This is a genomic window from Flavobacterium cupriresistens (genome assembly GCF_020911925.1).
Lineage (GTDB): Bacteria > Bacteroidota > Bacteroidia > Flavobacteriales > Flavobacteriaceae > Flavobacterium > Flavobacterium cupriresistens.
The window spans coordinates 1045562-1065660 of record NZ_CP087134.1 but is presented as its reverse complement, the minus strand read 5'-3'; the positions used below and the strand labels follow the sequence as shown (position 1 = coordinate 1065660).

Sequence of the window (20099 nt, the reverse complement as noted above, 5' to 3'; positions counted from 1 at the left end):
ATTATTTCTTCTCTTTTTTATTTTTATCTCGAATTTTTCCGTTCGACTCCTTCTCTGCTTTATTTACTTCTTCCCTTAATTTAAGCTCTTCTTCTGTAACTTTCATATTTACTTCAGCAGCTTCATCGGTTTCTGCGAGAATGGAATCTTTATTGAATTTTGCATACTCCAATTCACCCCTCAGTACTTTCTGAACTCCTTTTATATAAGCCTCATTTTTCTTTAAGGCTCTTTCTAAAGAATCTGATTTTATGGCTAACTCCGTGGCATTTCGTTTCAATTCAGAAGAAGAATATCCCGGAATAAACTCGCGCAGTGGTGTAAATGCAATGATGAAAGTAGTAATTAAAATCAAAAAAATACCGCCTAAGGAGAAAACAACAAACACATTCATCAAGGTCAGTTTCAACGAAAACTGCTCTTCGAAAGTATCTTCATTCAAAATAATTAACCGGTTTTTGATGAATAATTTTTTTCTGAAATTGAATTTCTTCCTGGCCATTATTGTTATTTATTGCGAGCAAATATAAGAATTAATCATCTTTCTGATACCTGCCAAAATTAAGGGAATGTTCGTAAATTACTATTTTATGGAATATTTAACGCCTATTAGGATAAAAAATTACCCGCAAAATCATTTCCCGTATGCTAATTCTATATACCTTTGCCTAAAATTAGATACAAATTTGCTTCGGCATTAAATATACAATCATGGGAAGATTAGGTCTTACAGAAATCCTCGTAATAGTAGGTATTGTGATATTACTTTTTGGAGGTAAAAAAATTCCAGAATTAATGAAAGGTTTAGGAAGCGGAATTAAGGAATTTAAAAATGCTGCCAAAGACGATCAATCTGCTCCTGCTGCCAAAAAAGAAGAGGAAGAAACAAAACAATAGTTTTTTTAAACGTATTAAAAATCCCAAGCTACACTGTAGTCTTGGGATTTTTTTTATTTCAAAAACTCCAATAAATTTGGAATTTGGAATTTCAATATTGGAATTTTTTTAAAGTACCATCGTCAATTGGATCCTTTTTCTGTCCTCATCAACCTCAGTAACTTTCACATCAACATGCTGGTGTAGTTTTACCACTTCGTTTACATCGCTCACGAAACCTGCTTTTAGCTGCGAAATGTGAACCAATCCACTTTCTTTGATTCCGATATCAACAAAACAGCCAAAATTGGTAATGTTATTCACAATTCCCGGTAAAATCATTCCGGTTCTAACGTCTTTGATTGATTTTACATTGGCATCAAATTCAAAAACCTTCGCAGACTTTCTAGGGTCTAATCCGGGTTTTTCAAGCTCTTTTATGATGTCTTTTAACGTTAGTAAACCAATTTCAGGTGTAATATAGTTTTCGGCCTTAATTAGGGCTGTTTTCTCTTTGTTGGCAATTAAGTCGTTTACGGAAAGTTTCAGATCTTTTGCCATTTTCTCTACCACCGGATAAGCTTCCGGGTGCACAGCCGAATTGTCTAACGGATTTTTTGCATTCGAAATTCGGATAAACGCTGCTCCCTGCTGATACGCTTTCTCGCCTAAGCGAGGCACTTTTTTTAACTGTTTTCTATCTTCGAAAGGACCATTTTCTGAACGGTATTGCACAATGTTTTCAGCCAGCTTCTCTCCTATTCCACTCACATAACTTAGTAAATGTTTACTTGCCGTATTGATATTGATTCCCACCGAGTTCACGCAACGAATTACCGTATTGTCTAATTCTTCTTTAAGTTTCGTTTGGTCAACATCATGTTGGTATTGTCCTACTCCAATTGCTTTTGGATCGATTTTTACCAATTCTGCCAAAGGATCAGAAAGTCGTCGCCCGATAGAAACCGAACCACGAACGGTAACATCATAATTTGGAAATTCTTCACGCGCAATTTTTGAAGCGGAATATACCGAAGCTCCTGCCTCTGAAACAATAAAAACCTGCAACGGCTTGTCAAACGCAATTTTTTTAATAAAAAACTCTGTTTCTCTTGAAGCCGTTCCGTTTCCGATTGAAATGGCATCAATCTGATACGCATTTACCATCGAACGGATTTTCTTGATTGCCATGGTTTCCTCCTTTTGAGGGGCATGCGGGTAAATGGTTTCGTTGTACAACAAATCACCTCGTTCGTCCAGACAAACTACTTTACAACCACTTCTAAAACCCGGATCTATTGCCAGAATTCTTTTTTCACCTAAAGGCGGTGCTAGTAACAACTGTCCTAAATTATTGGCAAAAACCTGAATGGAATTCGCATCGGCTTTGGCTTTGGCTTCCTGGAGGGTTTCATTTCCAATTGCCGGATTTAACAAGCGTTTATAACTGTCTTCAATCGCCAATTGTAAATGTGCTGTGGTACTATTTTGTTTTTTGATAACAATTTCGTCTATTATATCATAGGCTTCATCAAGATCCACTTCGATTTTCATTTTAACAAAACCTTCGTTTTCTGCGCGAAGCATTGCTAATAATCGATGTGAAGGCGCTTTGGTTAAGGGTTCGTCCCAGTCAAAATACTGACTGAATTTCTTGGCATTTTCATCTTCCTCCTTCTTTTTTACCACTTTTGTAGCAATCGTTGCTTTGCGCTGATATAACCTTCTAAGTTGTTTACGAACATAAATATTCTCATTAATCCACTCTGCAACAATATCACGCGCACCTTGCATTGCAGCTTCTTCATTAATAACATTATCATTAAGATATTGCGTCGAAATAAAATCAACGTCAACATCATTTTGTGACATTATAATTTTGGCCAATGGTTCTAAACCGAATTCACGGGCTACATCTGCTTTTGTTTTTTTCTTCTTTTTAAAAGGCAGATAAAAATCTTCTATCTCCTGTAAATCAAAACTTTGTTCAATTTTTTGCTTCAATTCCGGCGTAAGCGCTTTTTGTTCTTCGATAGATTTTAAAACTGCTTCTTTACGTTTTACAATCGTATCATACTCTTTCTGAAGCTTCGCAATTTGTTCAATTACCACTTCATCCAGATTTCCCGTCGTATCTTTTCGGTAACGGGAGATAAACGGAATTGTACAATCTTCGTCTAATAATTTTACCGTGTTTTGAATGTTGATCGCTGCTGTTTGAACAGACTTGGCAATGAATTGAATATTAGTCATTATTTATTGTTTTAAAAAAGATATAAAAACTGCGAGATTTAACAAGAATCTCGTAATTTTTATAATTTATAAGATTTTAAAATTTTATTAAACTGTTTCGCTTTTATAAAATTGTGTTTTATTTTGTTCACTTGTATTTTTTCGAGAAAACCTAAACTTTCAAGGTTGTTAAGATCTGATCTTGCGGTAAAATTTGATATTCCAAACCTGTTTTCCATTTCTTTACTACTTAAAACTCGATCCGAATCTTCATTTAAAATTTTTAAAATTTGAGCCTGACGATCATTTACGTTCGGTATTTTAACAAATTTTGCTGCCTGAATCACTTCATTTTGTTTTCTGCTAATATACTCTTTCAAAGCAATAAAAGCTTTTTCCATTGTTTTTATGTGATACGTAATAAAATAAGTAAGATCGTTTTGATCTATTTCTGAATATAAAAAAGCTTTCTCGTATTGAATTTTTGTGTCTTTTATAATTGTTGAAATAGTTAAATATTCTGTAAGCCAATACCCATTTTTAAGCATGTACCAATAAAATAGGGCACGTGCTGTTCTTCCGTTTCCATCTGTAAATGGATGTATCCAGCCGATCATAAAATGAATGATAATACCTTTAATTATTGGATGAATAAATGTTTTTTGTTCTTCATTAAAAAAGACACATAAATCATTCATTATTACTTCAATTTCTTCCTTTTTTGGAGGTATATGAACTATTTCACTATTAGAATAATTTACAACATAAATATCATTATTCTCTCTGAATTTCCCCTCCTCTTCAATGGAATCTAAAGTATTATTAGCTATTAGCCTATGAATAAAAAGAAGTTTTTCCGGCGTTAAATCATCATTTTTATGCTGAACAATATACTTCATTGTAGCATAATTGTTCATAATCATCTGCTCTGATTTATTTTTTGGCTTCCGTTCTTTTTGGATCATCTCCTTGGCAGCTTTTCGCGTGGTATTTGCACCTTCCATTTGGCTACTGGAAATAGCTTCTTCCATTATTGAACTTATCAAGAACTTATTCTTATCCGTTTCTGTTATACCTACATTACTCCCTAAATTACCTCCGATATTTAAATCAAAATGATGCAAAAGTCTTAGAATATAATCCGTAACATTAAAATTAAACTGATAGGTTCCAAACAGAATATTTTGTTTATTGAACGATCTGGATAATTTAACAGCATTCCAATACTGTTCAGGTTCAATTGATTTGGTTTTATATTTTACTTTATCCCAATACAAATAGTCATCATTAATCTCCTTCAATTCACCTGATAATGTAAGTTGCTTAAGCAAATCGATAGTGCTAGTGTCATATTTCGATATGGGTGCATGCTCTAACATAAAACTATTTTTATACTAAATTAGTAAAAAATGCGAGATTCAAGACAAATCTCGCATTTTTTACTAATTTTATTCTCCTTTTTTAAAATCAAAATCAGACCTTATTATTCCTTTCACTAAATGATATCTTTGTTTCTAATTTTAGTCCCATGAAAGTTTTATTACTCTATTTTTTAATTGTAAACAGTCTCACTTTTCTCATCGCTGGATATGATAAATACCTGGCAATCAAAAATAAACGCAGAATTTCCGAAAATACATTGTTTACAGTGGCCTTAATTGGCGGCTCAGTCGGATTATTACTGGCAATGATATTGTTTAGACATAAAACGAGTAAAACCTCTTTTATTGTAAAGTTTTTGATAATTATATTGCTTCAAATTTTAGCACTCTTTCTTAAACTAACTAACAAAATCTAAATAATTAGTATTCAAATTTTTAGATAATTATAGTTTATTTACCCGTTTTTGTGTTGAAACTTATTTCTTTGGCCTCAAAACTACTGATGCTTTTGTAAAATCTGAAGCTGCATTAACAACCATTCTATAATCTTGATATAATTCTTTTGGATAATTAATTGAATTATAGATTTCAAAAACCTCAACTATTAATTGGTTTCCTTCTATTTTAGCAATAGATTTAAAAGAACAGTTTTTACTTGCGTCCCCTTCCATTTTTTTATCTATTATCAAGTCCTTAAAACTCTCTACTTCGTAACCATTTGGAATATCAAAAATTATTTTATGCCTAAAAGTTTTGGCACAACCTAGATCAACATCCCATTTTCTTTCCGTTTCTTGGTATAAATTAATATGGCTACCGATTATTTTTCCAAGATTAACCAAAACTAGATTACCAGCATTTTCAATTAAAGACTCCTCAGCTTCGGCCTTAACTTTTATAACATAAGGTGTATTGATATAATTATACTTAAATTCTTGATTTTCGAAGCTGTAAGTAGTTATTTTTAAATTAAATTTATCCCCAAATGTTTTCGTCTTAATTGCTTCAACGAGTTCTTTTTCGTCTTTATTTTCTTTAAGATATTTTATCCAATTTCTATACATTTGTCCATCATACCCGCTGCTTGAATATGTTTTTTCTATTGTTGCAGTAGTCAGATCTTCTGAGAGCGAAACCGTACTTTGTGATTCGTTTACAGTATATTCAGCGGGAGCTATTGGAAAAGTAATTCTGGAAATTATATTTCCTTTTTGAGCTGGATTATAAGATACCCCTTTTGATCCTTGTATTTCATACATTGGATAACCATAACTTAAATATTTCTCATAAGGAGATAAAAATTTCCTTGTCTCCGGAATATAATACATAAACTCATGTGACAATGGCAAGACAAACCTTTCTCCTTCTACTTCACCTAAAAATCTGGACATACCAACAACAACTTCGTATTGGATTTTTGATTCTTTTAATACAAATCCATACAATTCAAAAAGATCACTTGACTTCAATTTTTGTTTTCCATCGTTCAAATTCGTTATCTTTTTGGCTGTTTCTCCTCTCCAAACAAAATCAAAATTCTCTTTTATATAATTATCTATTGTAATTAACTTTTCTTCCGTTGATAGACTATTAATATTCAATTTTTCTATAAAATCACGAGCTTGATTTTTTTTGAAATATTGAAAAAATGGCTTCTTATAATAAGTAGGTAAAAAATAATTCCACCTATATGTATCTACCGGTGGTGTAGAAACCATATAAATTAATTTTATTAAATTCTTTACATTTCGCGCATTTGCCTCTTCTTTATATGGAGGAATATTTGAAGCTTTTGCAATGGTTTTGCCATTAAAATTGCTCATTTCAAATTCTGATGAAGCGAAAGTGTTGAACGTTACTCCATCTTTTGTAGTGGTAAACTCAGCTAATAAAACGGGAATATCTTTTTGAAAAATTTCAACTCCATACGAAGATGGACTTTCTTTTACAATAAAATAATACTCTAAAATATCTCCAGCTTCGACACCTTCAAAAACAATCGATTTTACTTTATCGATCTCAGTTTCAATAATTTTATCCTCAGGTAATATTTTTATATCTCCATTAGGTTTTATAACACGTGCATGAAAATCCCTAACATCTCTGATATACCCATTATCTTGAGCTTTAATCTTATTGTATTTATTAATTTCCTCCGCTTTATTAATTTTTATTGCAGTGTGGTTCATTGCAAAAGTAGCAAAGGCATAATATCCTACTCGCGTATGTATCCAACGTTTATCAAAAAGAACTATTGCGGGTTGATTTTTATATTCTTCCGGAATTTCATTAAAAATAGGTTTTTCATCCCATGCGTAATTTTTTATTTCTTGCGAATAACTGTGAACAGAAAAAAATAAGACAAGAATTAAGGTAATTTTTTTTATCATTTTGAAAGAATTATAGATTGATTGTATTGTTTAATTACTGCTTTTATAAAAGAATTCCATAACACAAAATCTTTAGTTTCTAGCAATAATTTTTTATGTTCAACCCTTTGTGTTACATTGATTGTGTTTTTCTGTACTTTGTATTGAATGGCAAAACTTCCTAAATCATTTTCTGTTTTTACACTTTCCGGCAAAAATTCAACTTTATAGTTTGAAGGTAATTCATACTCATATTGGATTTCGTATACATAAGTAAAACTATTTTCTATTGAAAGTTTTCTGTTTTCTACATCTATTAAACTTTCTTTTAAAGGAAAAACTAATATCGGTTTTAATAATAATTTACCATTAACATCTTTTACTCCGTCTTCTAATTTTAATTTAAAATTTACTTTTGAAGGAAGTTCTTGATAATCATTCTTTTGTAATTCCTTTATTTCTAATTGTATTTTTTGATTATAAGCTGTAACCGTATTTTTCCAAATTTCATTTCCTTTTTGATTGTACGCTGAAAGATTATTTAATAATTCACTTTTTTTTAGTCCTGAAACTGTTGCACTTACATCTCCTAAAATATGATTATTTTCGATATTCAATTTCATAAAAATTGCCACTTTATTCTTATCGGATTCGACTTGCGGAACAATCTCTAATTTAAAATCATTTTCCGTTTTACCACCTATTAAAGCTTCTTTTCCTTGTATAAAAGGAGAAGGAAATGTAAAAGGGCAAAATTTATCTGTTGCATCCAAAAAATAACTTTTACCATCAATAACAACATTCGTTATCATGTGATTATCAACCAAAGGAGTTGGAACTTCGGCATAGGTGTAAGGTTTCCCACGAGTTCCGATCCAGGTAATATTAGAATCTAAATTTGCATATCGCAGCATTTGATTCAAAATATTGGCCATGTCCTTACAATCACCATATAATTTTTGATAAACAGCTCCGGCATCTCTGGGAATAAAACCTTCCATTCCATCTTCAAAAGCAACATAATGCATATTTTGTTGCACCCATTGATAAATTGCTTTAGCTTTCTCAAAATCAGTTTTTTTATCTTTTATTATATCTAATGTTTTGTTTTTTAAAACTGTTTGATCTGTTTTATTAATATCTTTTAAAAGTGAAAAATACCATTCATATAATCTTTCCGGTGTGCCTAATAGTTCCTTTTTGTTACCTTCATAAGTATAACTTTTGATGTAGTAAATAACGTGTGGCATAAAATATAGTAAACTTGGCATGTTTTCTTCCTTTTTAAACTCCGGAATATCTTTTGCCTCCCAAGTGTAAACATCAAAGCCATCTTTTTTTGTTTTGGTAAAAACAATTTTGTCTTGGTAATTCCCAAAAACTTTATACCCAATTTCTATACTGGGCGGACATTTAATTTGAAATTTTGAAGCTTCTGTTTTTATTGAATGTTGAAATTGAAAAAAGGATAACAAACGAGGTTGTTTAATTTTACTTTTATAAGAGAATTCAATTATCGAGTTGTCTTCTACTTTTGGAAGTACAAAATATTTGAATTGACTATCGCTCTTATAAATATTTTCAATTTTTGTATCATATGTTTGAACAGATGAAGAATTTAAATCTGTTCTTTTTTGAGTTTCTACAACAAAAGTAGATCCTTTAATATCTGAAATCTCATTAAAACTATCAAATGGAATTCGAATCGAATATTCTTCTGTATTTTTACTTTTCGAAACTACTCTACTTTCATATACAAAAGATTCAATTTCTAAACCATTATCAGAATTAATAACAATGGTTTCGCTTGCCAAATTTATTTTAGACTTTTCCTGAGAAAACAATTGAAAGGAAAACAGAAATATTGTAATGTATTTTTTCATTTTTTTTATAAGATATTCTTTAAAATAACTACTATTTGAAATAACTTTTTTCAATAATAGCCGCAGAAAATTTTTCTTAAACTATAAAATCTTAAGAATTTTCTACTTTTCTATATTTTATATTGAATACTGATCAGTAACTTTTCTCCTCTATACTTTTAGCAACAGTATTAGAAGAAAAATTCAACCAATAAATTTATATTCAATTTTTTGAGGGCAAAATAGCGCACAATTTCATCATAAAGACAAAGCCACAATTATTAATGTTAAAACACTAACAAAAGCGGCTATCAATTTATCTATTTTATAACCAAATGTTTATTTTCTGTAATTGTGGTTTTAAACATACCACAAAATATATTAGCAACTTATTTTATCCACTCTATTTTGGTGTCTTCCACCTTCAAATGCTGTAGTTAAAAACGTTTCAACTATTTCTACAGCCTGAGGAATAGAAGTAAAACGTGCCGGAATACTAACAATGTTAGCATCATTATGTAAACGGGTTAAATAAGCAATTTCTTTAGTCCAGCAAAGACCAGCTCTTACTTTTTGGTGTTTGTTTGCTGTCATTGCTATTCCGTTTCCACTTCCACAAATTACAATTCCGAAGTCGGCTTTCCCCTCAGATACATCAGTGGCCACCGGATGTCCAAAATCAGGATAATCAACAGAATCCTCAGAATCAGTTCCATAATTGGTTACTTCATATCCTTTTGCTTTCAACATCGCAACAATTGCTTTTTTATACTCTGGTCCTGCGTGATCGTTTCCTATCGAGATTTTCATTTTTAAATACTATTAAGTTGTGTGGCACAAATTTAACCAAAGAATTTTGAAGTAAATCTATTTCAAAAGAAAAGTTGAACATGGATTACACTAATTTTCACTAATTCCTCCTTTTAAAATTACAGGAATAGACATTTTATGAAATTTGGGAAAATTAGCGCGATTACTGACTGAAATAACTATTTAATTTTCAATATATTAACGTTATTAACAATTATTAATATCTATATAAATCACTGATAATCAAAATACAAACGGTACAGTTTTATTATAAACTAACTTAAAACGTAAAGTTCAACACGGATTACACTAATTTTCACTAATTCCTCTTTTTAAAATTGCAGGAATGGGCATTTTACGAAATTCGGGAATGAAATAACTATTTAATTTTCAATACCTTAACGTTATTAACAATTATTAATACCCATATAAATCACTGATAATCAAGATACAAATAGTGCACTTTTATTATAAACTAACTTAAAACCTAAAGCTCAACACGGATTACACTAATTCCTCTTTTTAAAATTATAGGAATGGGCATTTTACGAAATTCGGGAATGAAATAACTATTTAATTTTCAATACATTAAGGTTATTAACAATTATTAATATCCATATAAATCACTGATAATCAAGATAAAAATAGTGCATTTTTAATATAAACTAGCTTAAAACGTAAAGCTGAACACGAATTCCACCGATTTTCACTGATTTTTCTTTTTAAAAATTACATAAATAGGTATTTGATAAACACTTTTTTCCAATTAGTGAAAATTAGTGCAATTAGTGGCATAAAAGTACTATATAACTATCTTATTTTAAGTTAATTAACGTTATTAACAATTGCTAACATCTCTATAAATCTCTGATAATCAATACATAATTAGTGTATTTTATTCTAAATCATATCCTAATTATTACCTATATCTAACTCATTGATACTAAACATAACAAACCCTAAATTAAAGAACTTAAAAATATAAAGTTAGCCACGAATTATACCAATATTCACTAATATTTATTTTAAAACTACAGAAATACACACGTTATCAACATTTTTTTTCAATTTGCGGTAATTCATGTAATTCGTGGCAAAAAAAAGCTAAATAACTACCTAATATTAAATACGTTAACGTTATTAACAATTATCAACATCTGTATAAATTACTGATTATCAATATATCAGTAGTACATTTTATTTTCAACCAATTTTAAAAGAAAAGTTTGCCTCGAATTACACCAATTTTTACCAATTTTTCTTTTAAAATTTATCGAAATAGCCACTTTATAAACACTTTTTTCAATTCGTGGAAGTTATTGCAATTCGTCGCGAAAAAACATCTAATACAACTGCCTTAATTTCAAAATGTTAACGTTATTAACAATTTTAGTATCTCCATAAGAAGCTGATTATCAATTAAGAATAAACAATGTTTTTGTTAAAATTTTAGAATGTTAATACTGAAACCTAATTCATTGATATTCAGTTAACCTTAAATTAACATTATCTGTTAATAACTAAAGATAGAAAATTAGAAGTTTTTTTTGGTCGTGTCAAAAAAAAACCTAATCCAAAACCGGAATGAAATAACCTAATAAAGTTTCATGAATTTTTAGAAAAGTTATCAAGATCAAAAATACCATTTTCAACAAAAATCGACATATGAACTTATCTACAAAATCAATTCATTTTAGGTTGTCAACCGTTGTTAATTAAAATTCAAAAAGTCTTAAAAACTAATCCTTTAACAAAATATAAGTATGTTGATAACTCTAGATAACTAAGAGAAACTTCATTTCAATACTTTTAAAAATAAAATTATTGTACCTATTAACACGCTATAATAACAACCAAAATTTAATTAAATTTAAAATTTCTTTTTTGTTGTATTTAATATATGTTGACAACTTTGAAAGTTTAAAAAGAAAAAAACTGAATTTGAGTTTTCAGATTGATTTGTAATTGAAATTGATTTTTGAAATTGTAAATTGTTTCAAACGATTTTCAAAGGATTGTTGAGATTGTCTAGGATTTCCTGAACTTGTTCGAAATCGTTGGGATGTACTTTGAGTTTGATTCCACCCAGCGCTGCAGAGTAGAAAGGAACCACAGATAAAGTGATTTCGTTTTCAAAAAAATAAGGAATTCCTTCTTGCTCCAGTAAGTGTTTGAGAATTACCGTTTCGTGCTCGAAATTGAATATGGCAATCGTTTTAAAGGTTTCCATAAAAGGTCTTTTTGTAAAGATACGAAAGTTATATTTTTAATAATTCTATTTGTTAAAATCTGTTATCTGATATCTTATTTGTAATTTTAAACCTTATAAGAAAAGATATATGAGTAAGAAAATTAGAAAGCCGATAAAAAATGAGAAAGATTTCTCCAGTAAGATAGTAAAGATTTTATCGCAAAGCCCGAATAAAGCATTTAATTACAAACAGATAGGAGCAAAGTTAGAACTTGATGATACCAAAAGCAGAAACCAGATTATTAAAGATTTAAAGATTCTGGCTGCTTCAAAAAAAATTATAGAATCTGAACCCGGTAAATATTTAGTAAAAGCAGAAAGTCAGGATTACTACGAAGGAACAATTGATATGACAAGCCGTAAAACAGCTTATTTCATTTGCCCTGATTTTACAGAAGATGTTTTTATTCCAACGAATAATTTGAATCGTGCCCTGGATAAAGACAAAGTTAAAGTATACGTTTACAACCGAAGAAAAGGGAAAAGACCTGAAGGTGAAGTAATTGAAGTGGTAGAAAGAAATAAAACTGATTTTGTCGGAGTTATTGACATTCAGGCCAATTTTGCCTTTGTTTCTACAGCAAATCCTAAAATGTATACCGATATTTTTATTCCAAAAGATAAAATAGGCGAAGCAGAAAATGGTGACGTTGTTTTGGTTACCATTGAAGATTGGCCAAAAAGAGCCGATAGTCCGTTTGGATCTGTGGTTCGTGTTTTAGGAAAACCCGGAGAACACAATACAGAAATTCATGCTATTTTAGCAGAATACGGTTTGCCGGCAGATTTTCCGGTAGAAGTAGAGGTTTATGCCCAAAAGATAGACACTACCATTCAGGAAGCTGAAATTGCAAAACGTCGTGATATGCGTGATACGCTTACGTTTACGATAGATCCAAAAGATGCAAAAGATTTTGATGATGCCTTGTCTTTCAAAAAGTTAGAGAATGGAAATTATGAAATCGGAATCCATATTGCCGATGTTTCCTATTATCTGGAAGAAGGAACAATTTTAGATGATGAAGCCTATCAACGTGCTACTTCGGTTTATTTAGTAGACAGGGTAGTGCCAATGCTTCCGGAAGTTTTATCTAATTTTGCCTGTTCGCTACGTCCGAATGAAGAAAAATATACATTCTCTGCTGTTTTTGAAGTTTCAGAAAATGCACAAGTTATCAACCAATGGTTTGGAAGAACTGTAATTTATTCTGATCAGCGTTTTGCTTACGAAGAAGCACAGTATATCATTGAAACAAAAGATCATACGATCCCGGTTGATATTTCAATTACCGGAAGTTCGTATTTAGTTTCAGATGAAATTGTTCAGGCTACTTTAAAGTTAGATGAATTAGCTAAGATTCTGAGAAGAAAAAGAATGGCCAATGGTGCGATTTCGTTTGATAAAGTAGAAGTAAAATTCAATTTAGACGAACAAGGAGAACCGGAAGGCGTTTATTTCAAAGTTTCAAAAGATGCCAATCATCTGATTGAAGAATTCATGCTTTTAGCCAACCGAAAAGTGGCCGAATACATTGGAAAACAAAAGAAAACATTTGTTTACAGAATTCACGATGAGCCAAATGAAGACAAACTAATTGCCATGCAATCGGTTATTGCAAAGTTTGGTTATAAGATTGATTTTAGAAACAAAGGAGATATTTCGAAATCATTGAATGCTTTGATGGAAGAAGTAAATGGTAAAAAAGAGCAGAATTTAATTGATACTCTTGCCATTAGAAGTATGAGTAAAGCCAAATATTCGACAGAGAATATTGGACATTATGGTCTGGCTTTTGATTATTACAGTCACTTTACTTCGCCAATTCGTCGTTATCCGGACGTTATGGTGCATCGTTTACTGCAGTATTATTTAGACAAAGGAGCTTCTGTGGACGAAGAAGTGTATGAAACAAAATGTTTGCATTGCTCGAATATGGAAAGTTTAGCTACTAATGCGGAACGTGATAGTATTAAATACATGCAGGTGAAATACATGCAGGACCATCAGGACGAAGAGTTTTTGGGTGTTATTTCCGGTGTTACAGAATGGGGAATTTATGTTGAAATCGTTTCGAACAAATGTGAAGGAATGGTTAGAATTCGCGAAATAAAAGACGATTATTATACTTTTGATGAAAAGCAGTATGCCTTAGTTGGTGCGACTTCAAACAGTATTTTACAATTAGGAGATGAAATTTACGTTAAAGTAAAAAATGCAGATTTAGTTAAGAAACAATTGGATTTTCATTTTTTAAGAAGAGCTTAATAATTGTTAAATTAAAAGAAAAGGAACATGAAAAAATTAATTATAGGTGCCGCGATATTAGTGGCACAATTGTCTTTTGGACAAGTAACCAAAGAGTTAGGAGATTTTGATTCTGTAAAAGTTTTTGATAAGCTAAGTGTAAAACTAGTACCATCTTCAGAAAATAAAATTGTTATAAAAGGGACTCGTGAAGCAGAAGTTGAAGTAGTTAATAAAAAGGGATTATTGAAATTAAGAATGCCTTTCCCTAAATTATTATCCGGTAATGATTTGGATATTACGCTATATTACAAACATCTTGAGCTAATAGATGTTAATGAAGGTGCAACGGTTGATAGTAAAGAAGCTATAAAAGCTACTGTTTTTAAAGTTAGTGCACAAGAAGGCGGAAAAATCAATGTAGCATTAGAGGTAGATAAGCTAAATGTTAGCTCTGTTTCCGGTGGTGAAATCACTTTATCAGGTAAAGCAGCGAATCAGGATGCAAGTTTGGGAGCAGGAGGATATCTTCTGGCAAGTAAATTAAGTACCTCTCAAACGAAAGTAAGCGTTTCTGCGGGAGGAAAAGCAGATGTGAATGCTTCTACCCTTGTAGATGCAAAAGTAAGCGCAGGAGGCTCTATTTACATTTATGGAAAACCAAAACAAATCAATCAGAAAACGGTTTTCGGAGGAAAAATTGAAGAAGTAAAGTAAATTAATTGTATTTGAATGATAAATGATATTTTAGCTGGACTGCCGTGGGGACTTTTTCTGAGTTTTATGGTAGGTCCAGTATTTTTTATACTGCTGGAAACCAGTATTACAAAGGGATTTAGAGCTGCAATAGTTTTTGATTTCGGAGTAGTATTAGGTGATATTTTTTTTATAGCTATTGCTTATTTAGGGAGTTATCGACTCATTCAGAGTTTAAAAGATAAACCGGCTCTTTTTATTTTCGGTGGAATTATAATGCTGGCTTACGGTATTATTTCCTTTGTAAAACTAAAAAAAGAAGAAAAAATTAATGACGAAGAAATTGATCGCGATATTATAAAAAGAAATTATGCCAGTTTGTTTGTAAAAGGTTTTTTATTGAACGTTATCAACATTGGTGTTCTTGGTTTTTGGTTGGCAGTTATTATTTCTGTCGGCCCAAAATTACAAATGCAGACCCCAAGGATGATGACTTTCTTTACCTCAGTTATCATTACTTATTTGGCAGTTGATTGTATTAAAATATTATTAGCTAAGCAATTAAAGTCTAAAATGACACCGACAAATATCTTAAAAATCAAAAAGGTAATTAGTATCGTTTTAATGGTTTTCGGATTAGTTTTAATCGTGCAAGGCTGGTTTCCTAAAGAAAAAGAAATGGTAAAAAATGCCTTTGAAAAGATTGAAAACAAGTAGTTTAGCATTTAGATAAAAATAGAAAACCTCTCAATTTGAGAGGTTTTTTTATGTTTTATAAGAACTACACCTAACAGGTTTTTAAAACCTGTTAGGTGTAATTAATAATATCTTTTAGATTCTAATCTAAATTTGTAGTTAGTTTATATTTTCCTGGTTTCGTAATAATTTTCCAGAACGATAAATCCATTTTGAATTATATCTCTCATTGCATTATCTTTTTCCTCAGCATCTTTATCATCGATATAATTAACAGCAAAAGACATATTTATAAAACGATCACTTAAAGGATAAGTAACATGTAAGCTTAGTTTTTTTTCTTTTTTAAGTTTAATTGTTCTGATAAAGACGTTTGTTTCGTCAGATTTAACAATCGATTTATTAATTTCTCCCGGTACTGATTGTTTATTTTCAAATAATGCCTTAATAAGCTCATTAGTATCTCCTGAATACTTTTTATCAATTAAAATCGAAACAAAGGGGACACCTTTAGAGATATAACTACCATCTTTTTGCAACACGTATGGAGTTATTTTATCTTTGTTTTGAAGGATATAGACTTTAGTTTTTCCTAATTTTAGAATAGTTGCAGGTTGGTTATTACTTAACAAAGTGTCTCGGGCTATGTTTTGAGCAGATGCAAAACTTGAAAATAGAATTATAAACAGTAGCTTTCTCATATTTATGTTTTTTAAATAAAAATAGGGAATAATACTTATTAAATGTAAGTTGCTTTAACATAATTTATTAAATACAAAAAGGTAGTATAATTTTTATACCTAACAGATTTTTAAAACCTTTCAGGTGTAACGTATTGATTGTTTTTTCTCCTTCATCAAAAGAAAAAACGCAACGTTTAAGCTTTGCAGCTTTACAACCTTTACGGTATTTTAGAAGATTGGAATTTGGAATTTAAGAAAATTTGGAATTTTTAAAATTTTAGCATAAAAAAAACCTTCAAATTGCTTTGAAGGTTTTTGAGGCATCGTCCGGATTCGAACCGGAGTAGGAGCTTTTGCAGAGCCCAGCCTAGCCGCTCGGCCACGACGCCGTACTTGAACGGATGGCAAAAGTAACTAAAATCTTTAAATTTCAAAAGTTTAAAGAGAAGAATTTTAAAAAAATACGCCTTTTTTAAAAAGGATTACTTTCTCTTTTCCGTCATTTTTATGGTAACCGTCTCAACATCACCACCAATAGGAGGATTTATTTTAGATACCCAAACGGTAGTTTTTTCTATAGATTTTATCTCTTCCAGAACACGAAGTACGATTCTTTTAGCCACATGCTCTAATAAATGCGAACGAATAGCCATTTCTTCGGTTACAATTTTGTTCAAATGGACATAATCTACCGTGTCAGCTAAGTGATCTGTAGCTGCTGATTGCTGTAAATTAGCTTTAATTTTTAGATCGACAGTGTAATCAGATCCAATTTTTCCTTCTTCAATTAAACACCCATGGTACGAAAAAGTACGGATGTTTTTTAATTTTATAACTCCCATTTTGTCTTTGTTTCAAGTTTTAAGTTTCAGGTTTACTGTGACTAAAATAACTTTAAACCTGAAACCTGAAACCTTTTTTTTATCTTTGCTAAAATTACTATAAAATAATGGCATCAGAAGAGAAATCACTTAATTTTATTGAACAAATCATAGAAGAAGATCTGAAATCAGGTCTGTCAAATAACAAACTTCATTTTCGTTTTCCACCCGAACCAAACGGTTATTTACATATCGGACATGCAAGTTCTATTGCATTAAATTTTGGTTTAGGACTTGATTATCAGTCGCCTGTAAACTTACGTTTTGACGATACTAATCCGGAAAAAGAAGAGCAGGAATTTGTTGATGCAATTAAAAAAGATGTTGAATGGCTAGGGTATACCTGGTCAGAAGAACGTTATGCTTCAGATTATTTTCAACAATTGTATGATTGGGCTGTTTTATTAATTAAAAATAATAAAGCCTATGTTGACAGTCAGTCTTCTGAAGATATGGCCATTCAAAAAGGAACACCTTCAACTGAAGGGGTAGACGGTCCGTATAGAAATCGTTCTGTTGAAGAAAATTTAGATTTATTCGAAAGAATGAAAAACGGTGAATTTGAAGCCGGAACTCATATTCTTCGTGCAAAAATAGACATGAAATCGACAAACATGTTGATGCGTGATCCTATTATGTACCGAATTTTGCACAAAGAACACCATAGAACAGGGGATACTTGGAAAATCTATCCAATGTACGATTGGGCACACGGACAAAGTGATTATTTAGAACAAATTTCACACTCGTTTTGTACGCTTGAATTCTTGCCTCACCGTGAATTATACGATTGGTTTTTAGATCAGATTTTAGATGAAAATAAGTTACGTCCAAAGCAAAGAGAATTTGCAAGACGTAATCTTTCACATACTGTTGTAAGTAAAAGAAAGTTGCAGCAATTAGTTAAAGAACAACATGTTAATGGTTGGGATGATCCTAGAATGTCAACTATTTCGGGCTTAAGAAGAAGAGGATATACTGCTGCTTCTTTACGTCATTTTGCTAATACAATTGGTATTGCAAAACGAGATAATTTGATTAATGTATCGGTTTTAGAATTTTGTATTCGTGAAGATTTGAACAAAATTGCACCTCGTGTAATGGCTGTTTTAGATCCTGTAAAATTGGTTATTACAAATTATCCGGAAGGAAAAGAAGAGTGGTTAGAAGCCGAAAACAATCAGGAAGATGAAAGTGCTGGTTTCAGAAAAGTACCTTTTTCACGCGAATTGTTTATAGAAAGAGAAGACTTTTTAGAAGAAGCTCCGGCTAAATATTTCCGTTTGACTTTAGGAAAAGAAGTACGTCTTAAAAATGCGTATATCATTAAAGGGGAGAGTGTTATAAAAGATACTGAAGGTAATATTACCGAAATTCATGTAACTTATGATACGGATTCCTTAAGTGGAAGTGGGACAGAAGCAAGCCAAAGAAAAGTATCCGGTACCTTACATTGGGTTTCTATTGCTCATGCCGTTAAAGCAGAAGTTCGTTTGTACGATCGTTTGTTTACAGATGAAGCTCCGGATGGTTATAAAGACAAGAATTTCTTGGATTTTGTGAACCCAAATTCATTAGAAATTGTGACAGGTTTTGTAGAACCAAGTTTGGCTTCAGCACAAAATGAAGACAAATTTCAGTTTCAACGTTTAGGTTATTTTACGGTTGATAAAGACTCAACTGCTTCAAAATTAGTATTTAACAAGACGGTTGGATTGAAAGATGCCTGGGAAGAAAAAGGTAAAAAAGAAGAAAATAGTATTAATAATTCTTTGAAAGATATCAACAAATATTTCAAAGTGGAAACAAAAGCGGAACGTATTGCAATTGAAAGTGCAATAGGGGAGAGCATAAAAAATGTTAGTAGTTTCTCTTTATTGCAAAATTCTTTAAAGAAAAATAGCAATAATAATAAGAGTTCGTTGTTATTTGCTCAGTTTATTTTGAAATATTCAAGTTTGAAATCTTCTGATTTTGAAGAAGAAGAAATCAAAAAATTATATACAATGTCTTTAAGAAGTGAATCGACTTATGTAAGATCAAAAGCACTTTTGAATTTAAGAGATTTGGAAAATGAAGCTTTCAAAAATCAGTTTGAAGACGATATTTTGAAATTATATTCAAATCCGCCGAAAAATGCTTCTGAGAGAGAAATTGAAATTCTTGGAGAAATGGTAAAGAAATAATATCAAGATTATTTATTAAAAGCGCTTTTATAAGCGCTTTTTTTTATTATATAGTTTTTCTATTGAAAATTGTAATTTAATAATTTTTATAGATTAAAAATAACCTTCATAAATTGATTTTAAGACGTCTTTTAGTTTCTGCCGACTCATTAATTATCTTTTAAAAAATAATTAAATAAAGAGCTTTATTTTAATTTTAGCGTCTGTTTTACCTTGCTTTTAGGGTTATCAACATTAGATTGTTTATAAAGTTGAGAATTATAGCCCTTTTGTAGTTTTTTGCCACTCGAAGAATGGATTAAGTTTTAAAAAGAGATTTTTATACTTTAGTATAAGTTTTATTGATTATTTGTTTTGTATTGGTATGTTTTAATTATTATTTGTTTTATCTATTATAAAGTTAATATTGATAATTATTTTATATTAAAAGTGACTTTCATAAATGTTTTTTAAGGCATCTTTTTATTTCTTCCGACTCCTAAATCGTATTTCTAAAAATCTTTGAAATAGAAGCCTTATTTTAAATTTACCTTTTTTTGCCTTCATTTTTGGGTTGTGAGGCACTGAATCATCTATAAAATTTAGAACGCAATTTATTTTATAGATTTTGACCCTAAAAAAAATAAAAGAGGACTAAATGGGTTTTTAGACTAATCATCAATTATGTTGATAGTTATTTTATTATTTTTCTTATTTGTTTATTATTGATTTTAATTATTAATATTTAAATTTTAATAGTTATTTATAATTAAAAACGGCTTTCATAAATGTATTTTAAGACGTTTTTTTATTTCTTCCGACTCCTAATTCCTATTTTTTAAAATCATTAAAAAGAGAGCTTTATTTTAATTTTAGCCTTCTTTTTGCTCATTTTTTTGGTTTATTAACACCAAATTGTTTATAAAGTTAAGAATACATTTGGTTTCCTAT

General features: G+C 30.5%; 15 protein-coding genes and 1 tRNA gene. 6 read left to right on the top strand and 10 right to left on the bottom strand.

Annotated elements, in window-relative coordinates; all coding sequences use genetic code 11:
- Nucleotide 1: 1 nt before the first annotated feature.
- Entirely contained in the window at nucleotides 2–502 is a 501-nt protein-coding gene (locus LNP23_RS04700) for a peptidase (protein ID WP_230004069.1), read from the bottom strand.
- 209 nt (nucleotides 503–711) lie between these two features.
- Here LNP23_RS04700 and LNP23_RS04695 point away from each other — a divergent pair, with 209 nt between their 5' ends.
- Nucleotides 712–897 carry a Sec-independent protein translocase subunit TatA/TatB gene (locus LNP23_RS04695; RefSeq protein WP_047774603.1) on the top strand — a complete coding sequence of 62 codons (186 nt, stop codon included), beginning with the start codon at nucleotides 712–714 and terminating at the stop codon, nucleotides 895–897.
- A 108-nt stretch (nucleotides 898–1005) separates the two neighbouring features.
- On the opposite strand, the gene LNP23_RS04690 is transcribed toward LNP23_RS04695, so the two are convergent.
- Nucleotides 1006–3129 carry a Tex family protein gene (locus LNP23_RS04690; protein WP_230004067.1) on the bottom strand — a complete coding sequence of 708 codons (2124 nt, stop codon included), beginning with the start codon at nucleotides 3127–3129 and terminating at the stop codon, nucleotides 1006–1008.
- A gap of 59 nt (nucleotides 3130–3188) precedes the next feature.
- Nucleotides 3189–4487 carry a Fic family protein gene (locus LNP23_RS04685; RefSeq protein ID WP_230004065.1) on the bottom strand — a complete coding sequence of 433 codons (1299 nt, stop codon included), beginning with the start codon at nucleotides 4485–4487 and terminating at the stop codon, nucleotides 3189–3191.
- A gap of 149 nt (nucleotides 4488–4636) precedes the next feature.
- Here LNP23_RS04685 and LNP23_RS04680 point away from each other — a divergent pair, with 149 nt between their 5' ends.
- Nucleotides 4637–4906, top strand: a complete 270-nt coding sequence (locus tag LNP23_RS04680) for a DUF1294 domain-containing protein (protein ID WP_230004063.1) — start codon at nucleotides 4637–4639, stop codon at nucleotides 4904–4906.
- A 60-nt stretch (nucleotides 4907–4966) separates the two neighbouring features.
- Here LNP23_RS04680 and LNP23_RS04675 read toward each other — a convergent pair whose 3' ends face one another.
- The 4 genes from LNP23_RS04675 to LNP23_RS04660 form a co-directional block, all read right to left on the bottom strand.
- Nucleotides 4967–6880: a DUF3857 domain-containing protein gene (locus LNP23_RS04675; protein WP_230004061.1), complete on the bottom strand. Its 1914-nt coding sequence runs from the start codon at nucleotides 6878–6880 to the stop codon at nucleotides 4967–4969.
- The gene (locus LNP23_RS04670; protein WP_230004059.1) at nucleotides 6877–8742 is read right to left on the bottom strand and encodes a DUF3858 domain-containing protein; all 1866 of its coding nucleotides are present in this window, start codon (nucleotides 8740–8742) and stop codon (nucleotides 6877–6879) included. Before LNP23_RS04670 ends, LNP23_RS04675 begins: the two co-directional genes overlap by 4 nt.
- Nucleotides 8743–9102: 360 nt before the next feature.
- The gene (gene rpiB, locus LNP23_RS04665) at nucleotides 9103–9531 is read right to left on the bottom strand and encodes a ribose 5-phosphate isomerase B (RefSeq protein WP_230004057.1); all 429 of its coding nucleotides are present in this window, start codon (nucleotides 9529–9531) and stop codon (nucleotides 9103–9105) included.
- 1996 nt (nucleotides 9532–11527) lie between these two features.
- A complete protein-coding gene (locus LNP23_RS04660; protein ID WP_047774592.1) occupies nucleotides 11528–11761 on the bottom strand; it encodes a putative signal transducing protein in 234 nt (77 codons plus the stop codon).
- Between the two features lie 109 nt (nucleotides 11762–11870).
- On the opposite strand from LNP23_RS04660, the gene rnr reads away from it, so the two are divergent.
- From rnr to LNP23_RS04645, 3 genes are read left to right on the top strand one after another with little or no spacing between them, the layout of a single operon-like run.
- The gene (rnr, locus tag LNP23_RS04655) at nucleotides 11871–14048 is read left to right on the top strand and encodes a ribonuclease R (RefSeq protein WP_230004056.1); all 2178 of its coding nucleotides are present in this window, start codon (nucleotides 11871–11873) and stop codon (nucleotides 14046–14048) included.
- Between the two features lie 27 nt (nucleotides 14049–14075).
- Entirely contained in the window at nucleotides 14076–14744 is a 669-nt protein-coding gene (locus LNP23_RS04650) for a head GIN domain-containing protein (RefSeq protein ID WP_230004054.1), read from the top strand.
- Nucleotides 14745–14759: 15 nt separating this feature from the next.
- Entirely contained in the window at nucleotides 14760–15440 is a 681-nt protein-coding gene (locus tag LNP23_RS04645) for a LysE family translocator (RefSeq protein ID WP_047774587.1), read from the top strand.
- 143 nt (nucleotides 15441–15583) lie between these two features.
- Here LNP23_RS04645 and LNP23_RS04640 read toward each other — a convergent pair whose 3' ends face one another.
- The 3 genes from LNP23_RS04640 to folB all read right to left on the bottom strand — a co-directional run bounded on the left by LNP23_RS04640 (nucleotide 15584) and on the right by folB (nucleotide 16944).
- The gene (locus tag LNP23_RS04640) at nucleotides 15584–16120 is read right to left on the bottom strand and encodes a hypothetical protein (protein WP_230004052.1); all 537 of its coding nucleotides are present in this window, start codon (nucleotides 16118–16120) and stop codon (nucleotides 15584–15586) included.
- A gap of 300 nt (nucleotides 16121–16420) precedes the next feature.
- A tRNA-Cys gene (locus LNP23_RS04635) sits at nucleotides 16421–16491 on the bottom strand.
- 93 nt (nucleotides 16492–16584) lie between these two features.
- Nucleotides 16585–16944, bottom strand: a complete 360-nt coding sequence (folB, locus tag LNP23_RS04630; RefSeq protein WP_230004050.1) for a dihydroneopterin aldolase — start codon at nucleotides 16942–16944, stop codon at nucleotides 16585–16587.
- A 107-nt stretch (nucleotides 16945–17051) separates the two neighbouring features.
- Between folB and LNP23_RS04625 the strand changes: the two genes are divergently transcribed.
- The gene (locus LNP23_RS04625) at nucleotides 17052–19169 is read left to right on the top strand and encodes a glutamine--tRNA ligase/YqeY domain fusion protein (protein ID WP_230004048.1); all 2118 of its coding nucleotides are present in this window, start codon (nucleotides 17052–17054) and stop codon (nucleotides 19167–19169) included.
- The last annotated feature ends 930 nt before the right edge of the window (nucleotides 19170–20099 follow it).

Coding starts and splice junctions, on each gene's coding strand:
- LNP23_RS04685 (WP_230004065.1), bottom strand. CDS start 4,487: ATGTTAGAGCATGCACCCATATCGAAATATGACACTAGCACTATCGAT.
- LNP23_RS04675 (WP_230004061.1), bottom strand. CDS start 6,880: ATGATAAAAAAAATTACCTTAATTCTTGTCTTATTTTTTTCTGTTCAC.
- LNP23_RS04690 (WP_230004067.1), bottom strand. CDS start 3,129: ATGACTAATATTCAATTCATTGCCAAGTCTGTTCAAACAGCAGCGATC.
- rpiB (WP_230004057.1), bottom strand. CDS start 9,531: ATGAAAATCTCGATAGGAAACGATCACGCAGGACCAGAGTATAAAAAA.
- LNP23_RS04640 (WP_230004052.1), bottom strand. CDS start 16,120: ATGAGAAAGCTACTGTTTATAATTCTATTTTCAAGTTTTGCATCTGCT.
- LNP23_RS04650 (WP_230004054.1), top strand. CDS start 14,076: ATGAAAAAATTAATTATAGGTGCCGCGATATTAGTGGCACAATTGTCT.
- LNP23_RS04680 (WP_230004063.1), top strand. CDS start 4,637: ATGAAAGTTTTATTACTCTATTTTTTAATTGTAAACAGTCTCACTTTT.
- LNP23_RS04670 (WP_230004059.1), bottom strand. CDS start 8,742: ATGAAAAAATACATTACAATATTTCTGTTTTCCTTTCAATTGTTTTCT.
- LNP23_RS04695 (WP_047774603.1), top strand. CDS start 712: ATGGGAAGATTAGGTCTTACAGAAATCCTCGTAATAGTAGGTATTGTG.
- folB (WP_230004050.1), bottom strand. CDS start 16,944: ATGGGAGTTATAAAATTAAAAAACATCCGTACTTTTTCGTACCATGGG.
- rnr (WP_230004056.1), top strand. CDS start 11,871: ATGAGTAAGAAAATTAGAAAGCCGATAAAAAATGAGAAAGATTTCTCC.
- LNP23_RS04660 (WP_047774592.1), bottom strand. CDS start 11,761: ATGGAAACCTTTAAAACGATTGCCATATTCAATTTCGAGCACGAAACG.
- LNP23_RS04645 (WP_047774587.1), top strand. CDS start 14,760: ATGATAAATGATATTTTAGCTGGACTGCCGTGGGGACTTTTTCTGAGT.
- LNP23_RS04625 (WP_230004048.1), top strand. CDS start 17,052: ATGGCATCAGAAGAGAAATCACTTAATTTTATTGAACAAATCATAGAA.
- LNP23_RS04700 (WP_230004069.1), bottom strand. CDS start 502: ATGGCCAGGAAGAAATTCAATTTCAGAAAAAAATTATTCATCAAAAAC.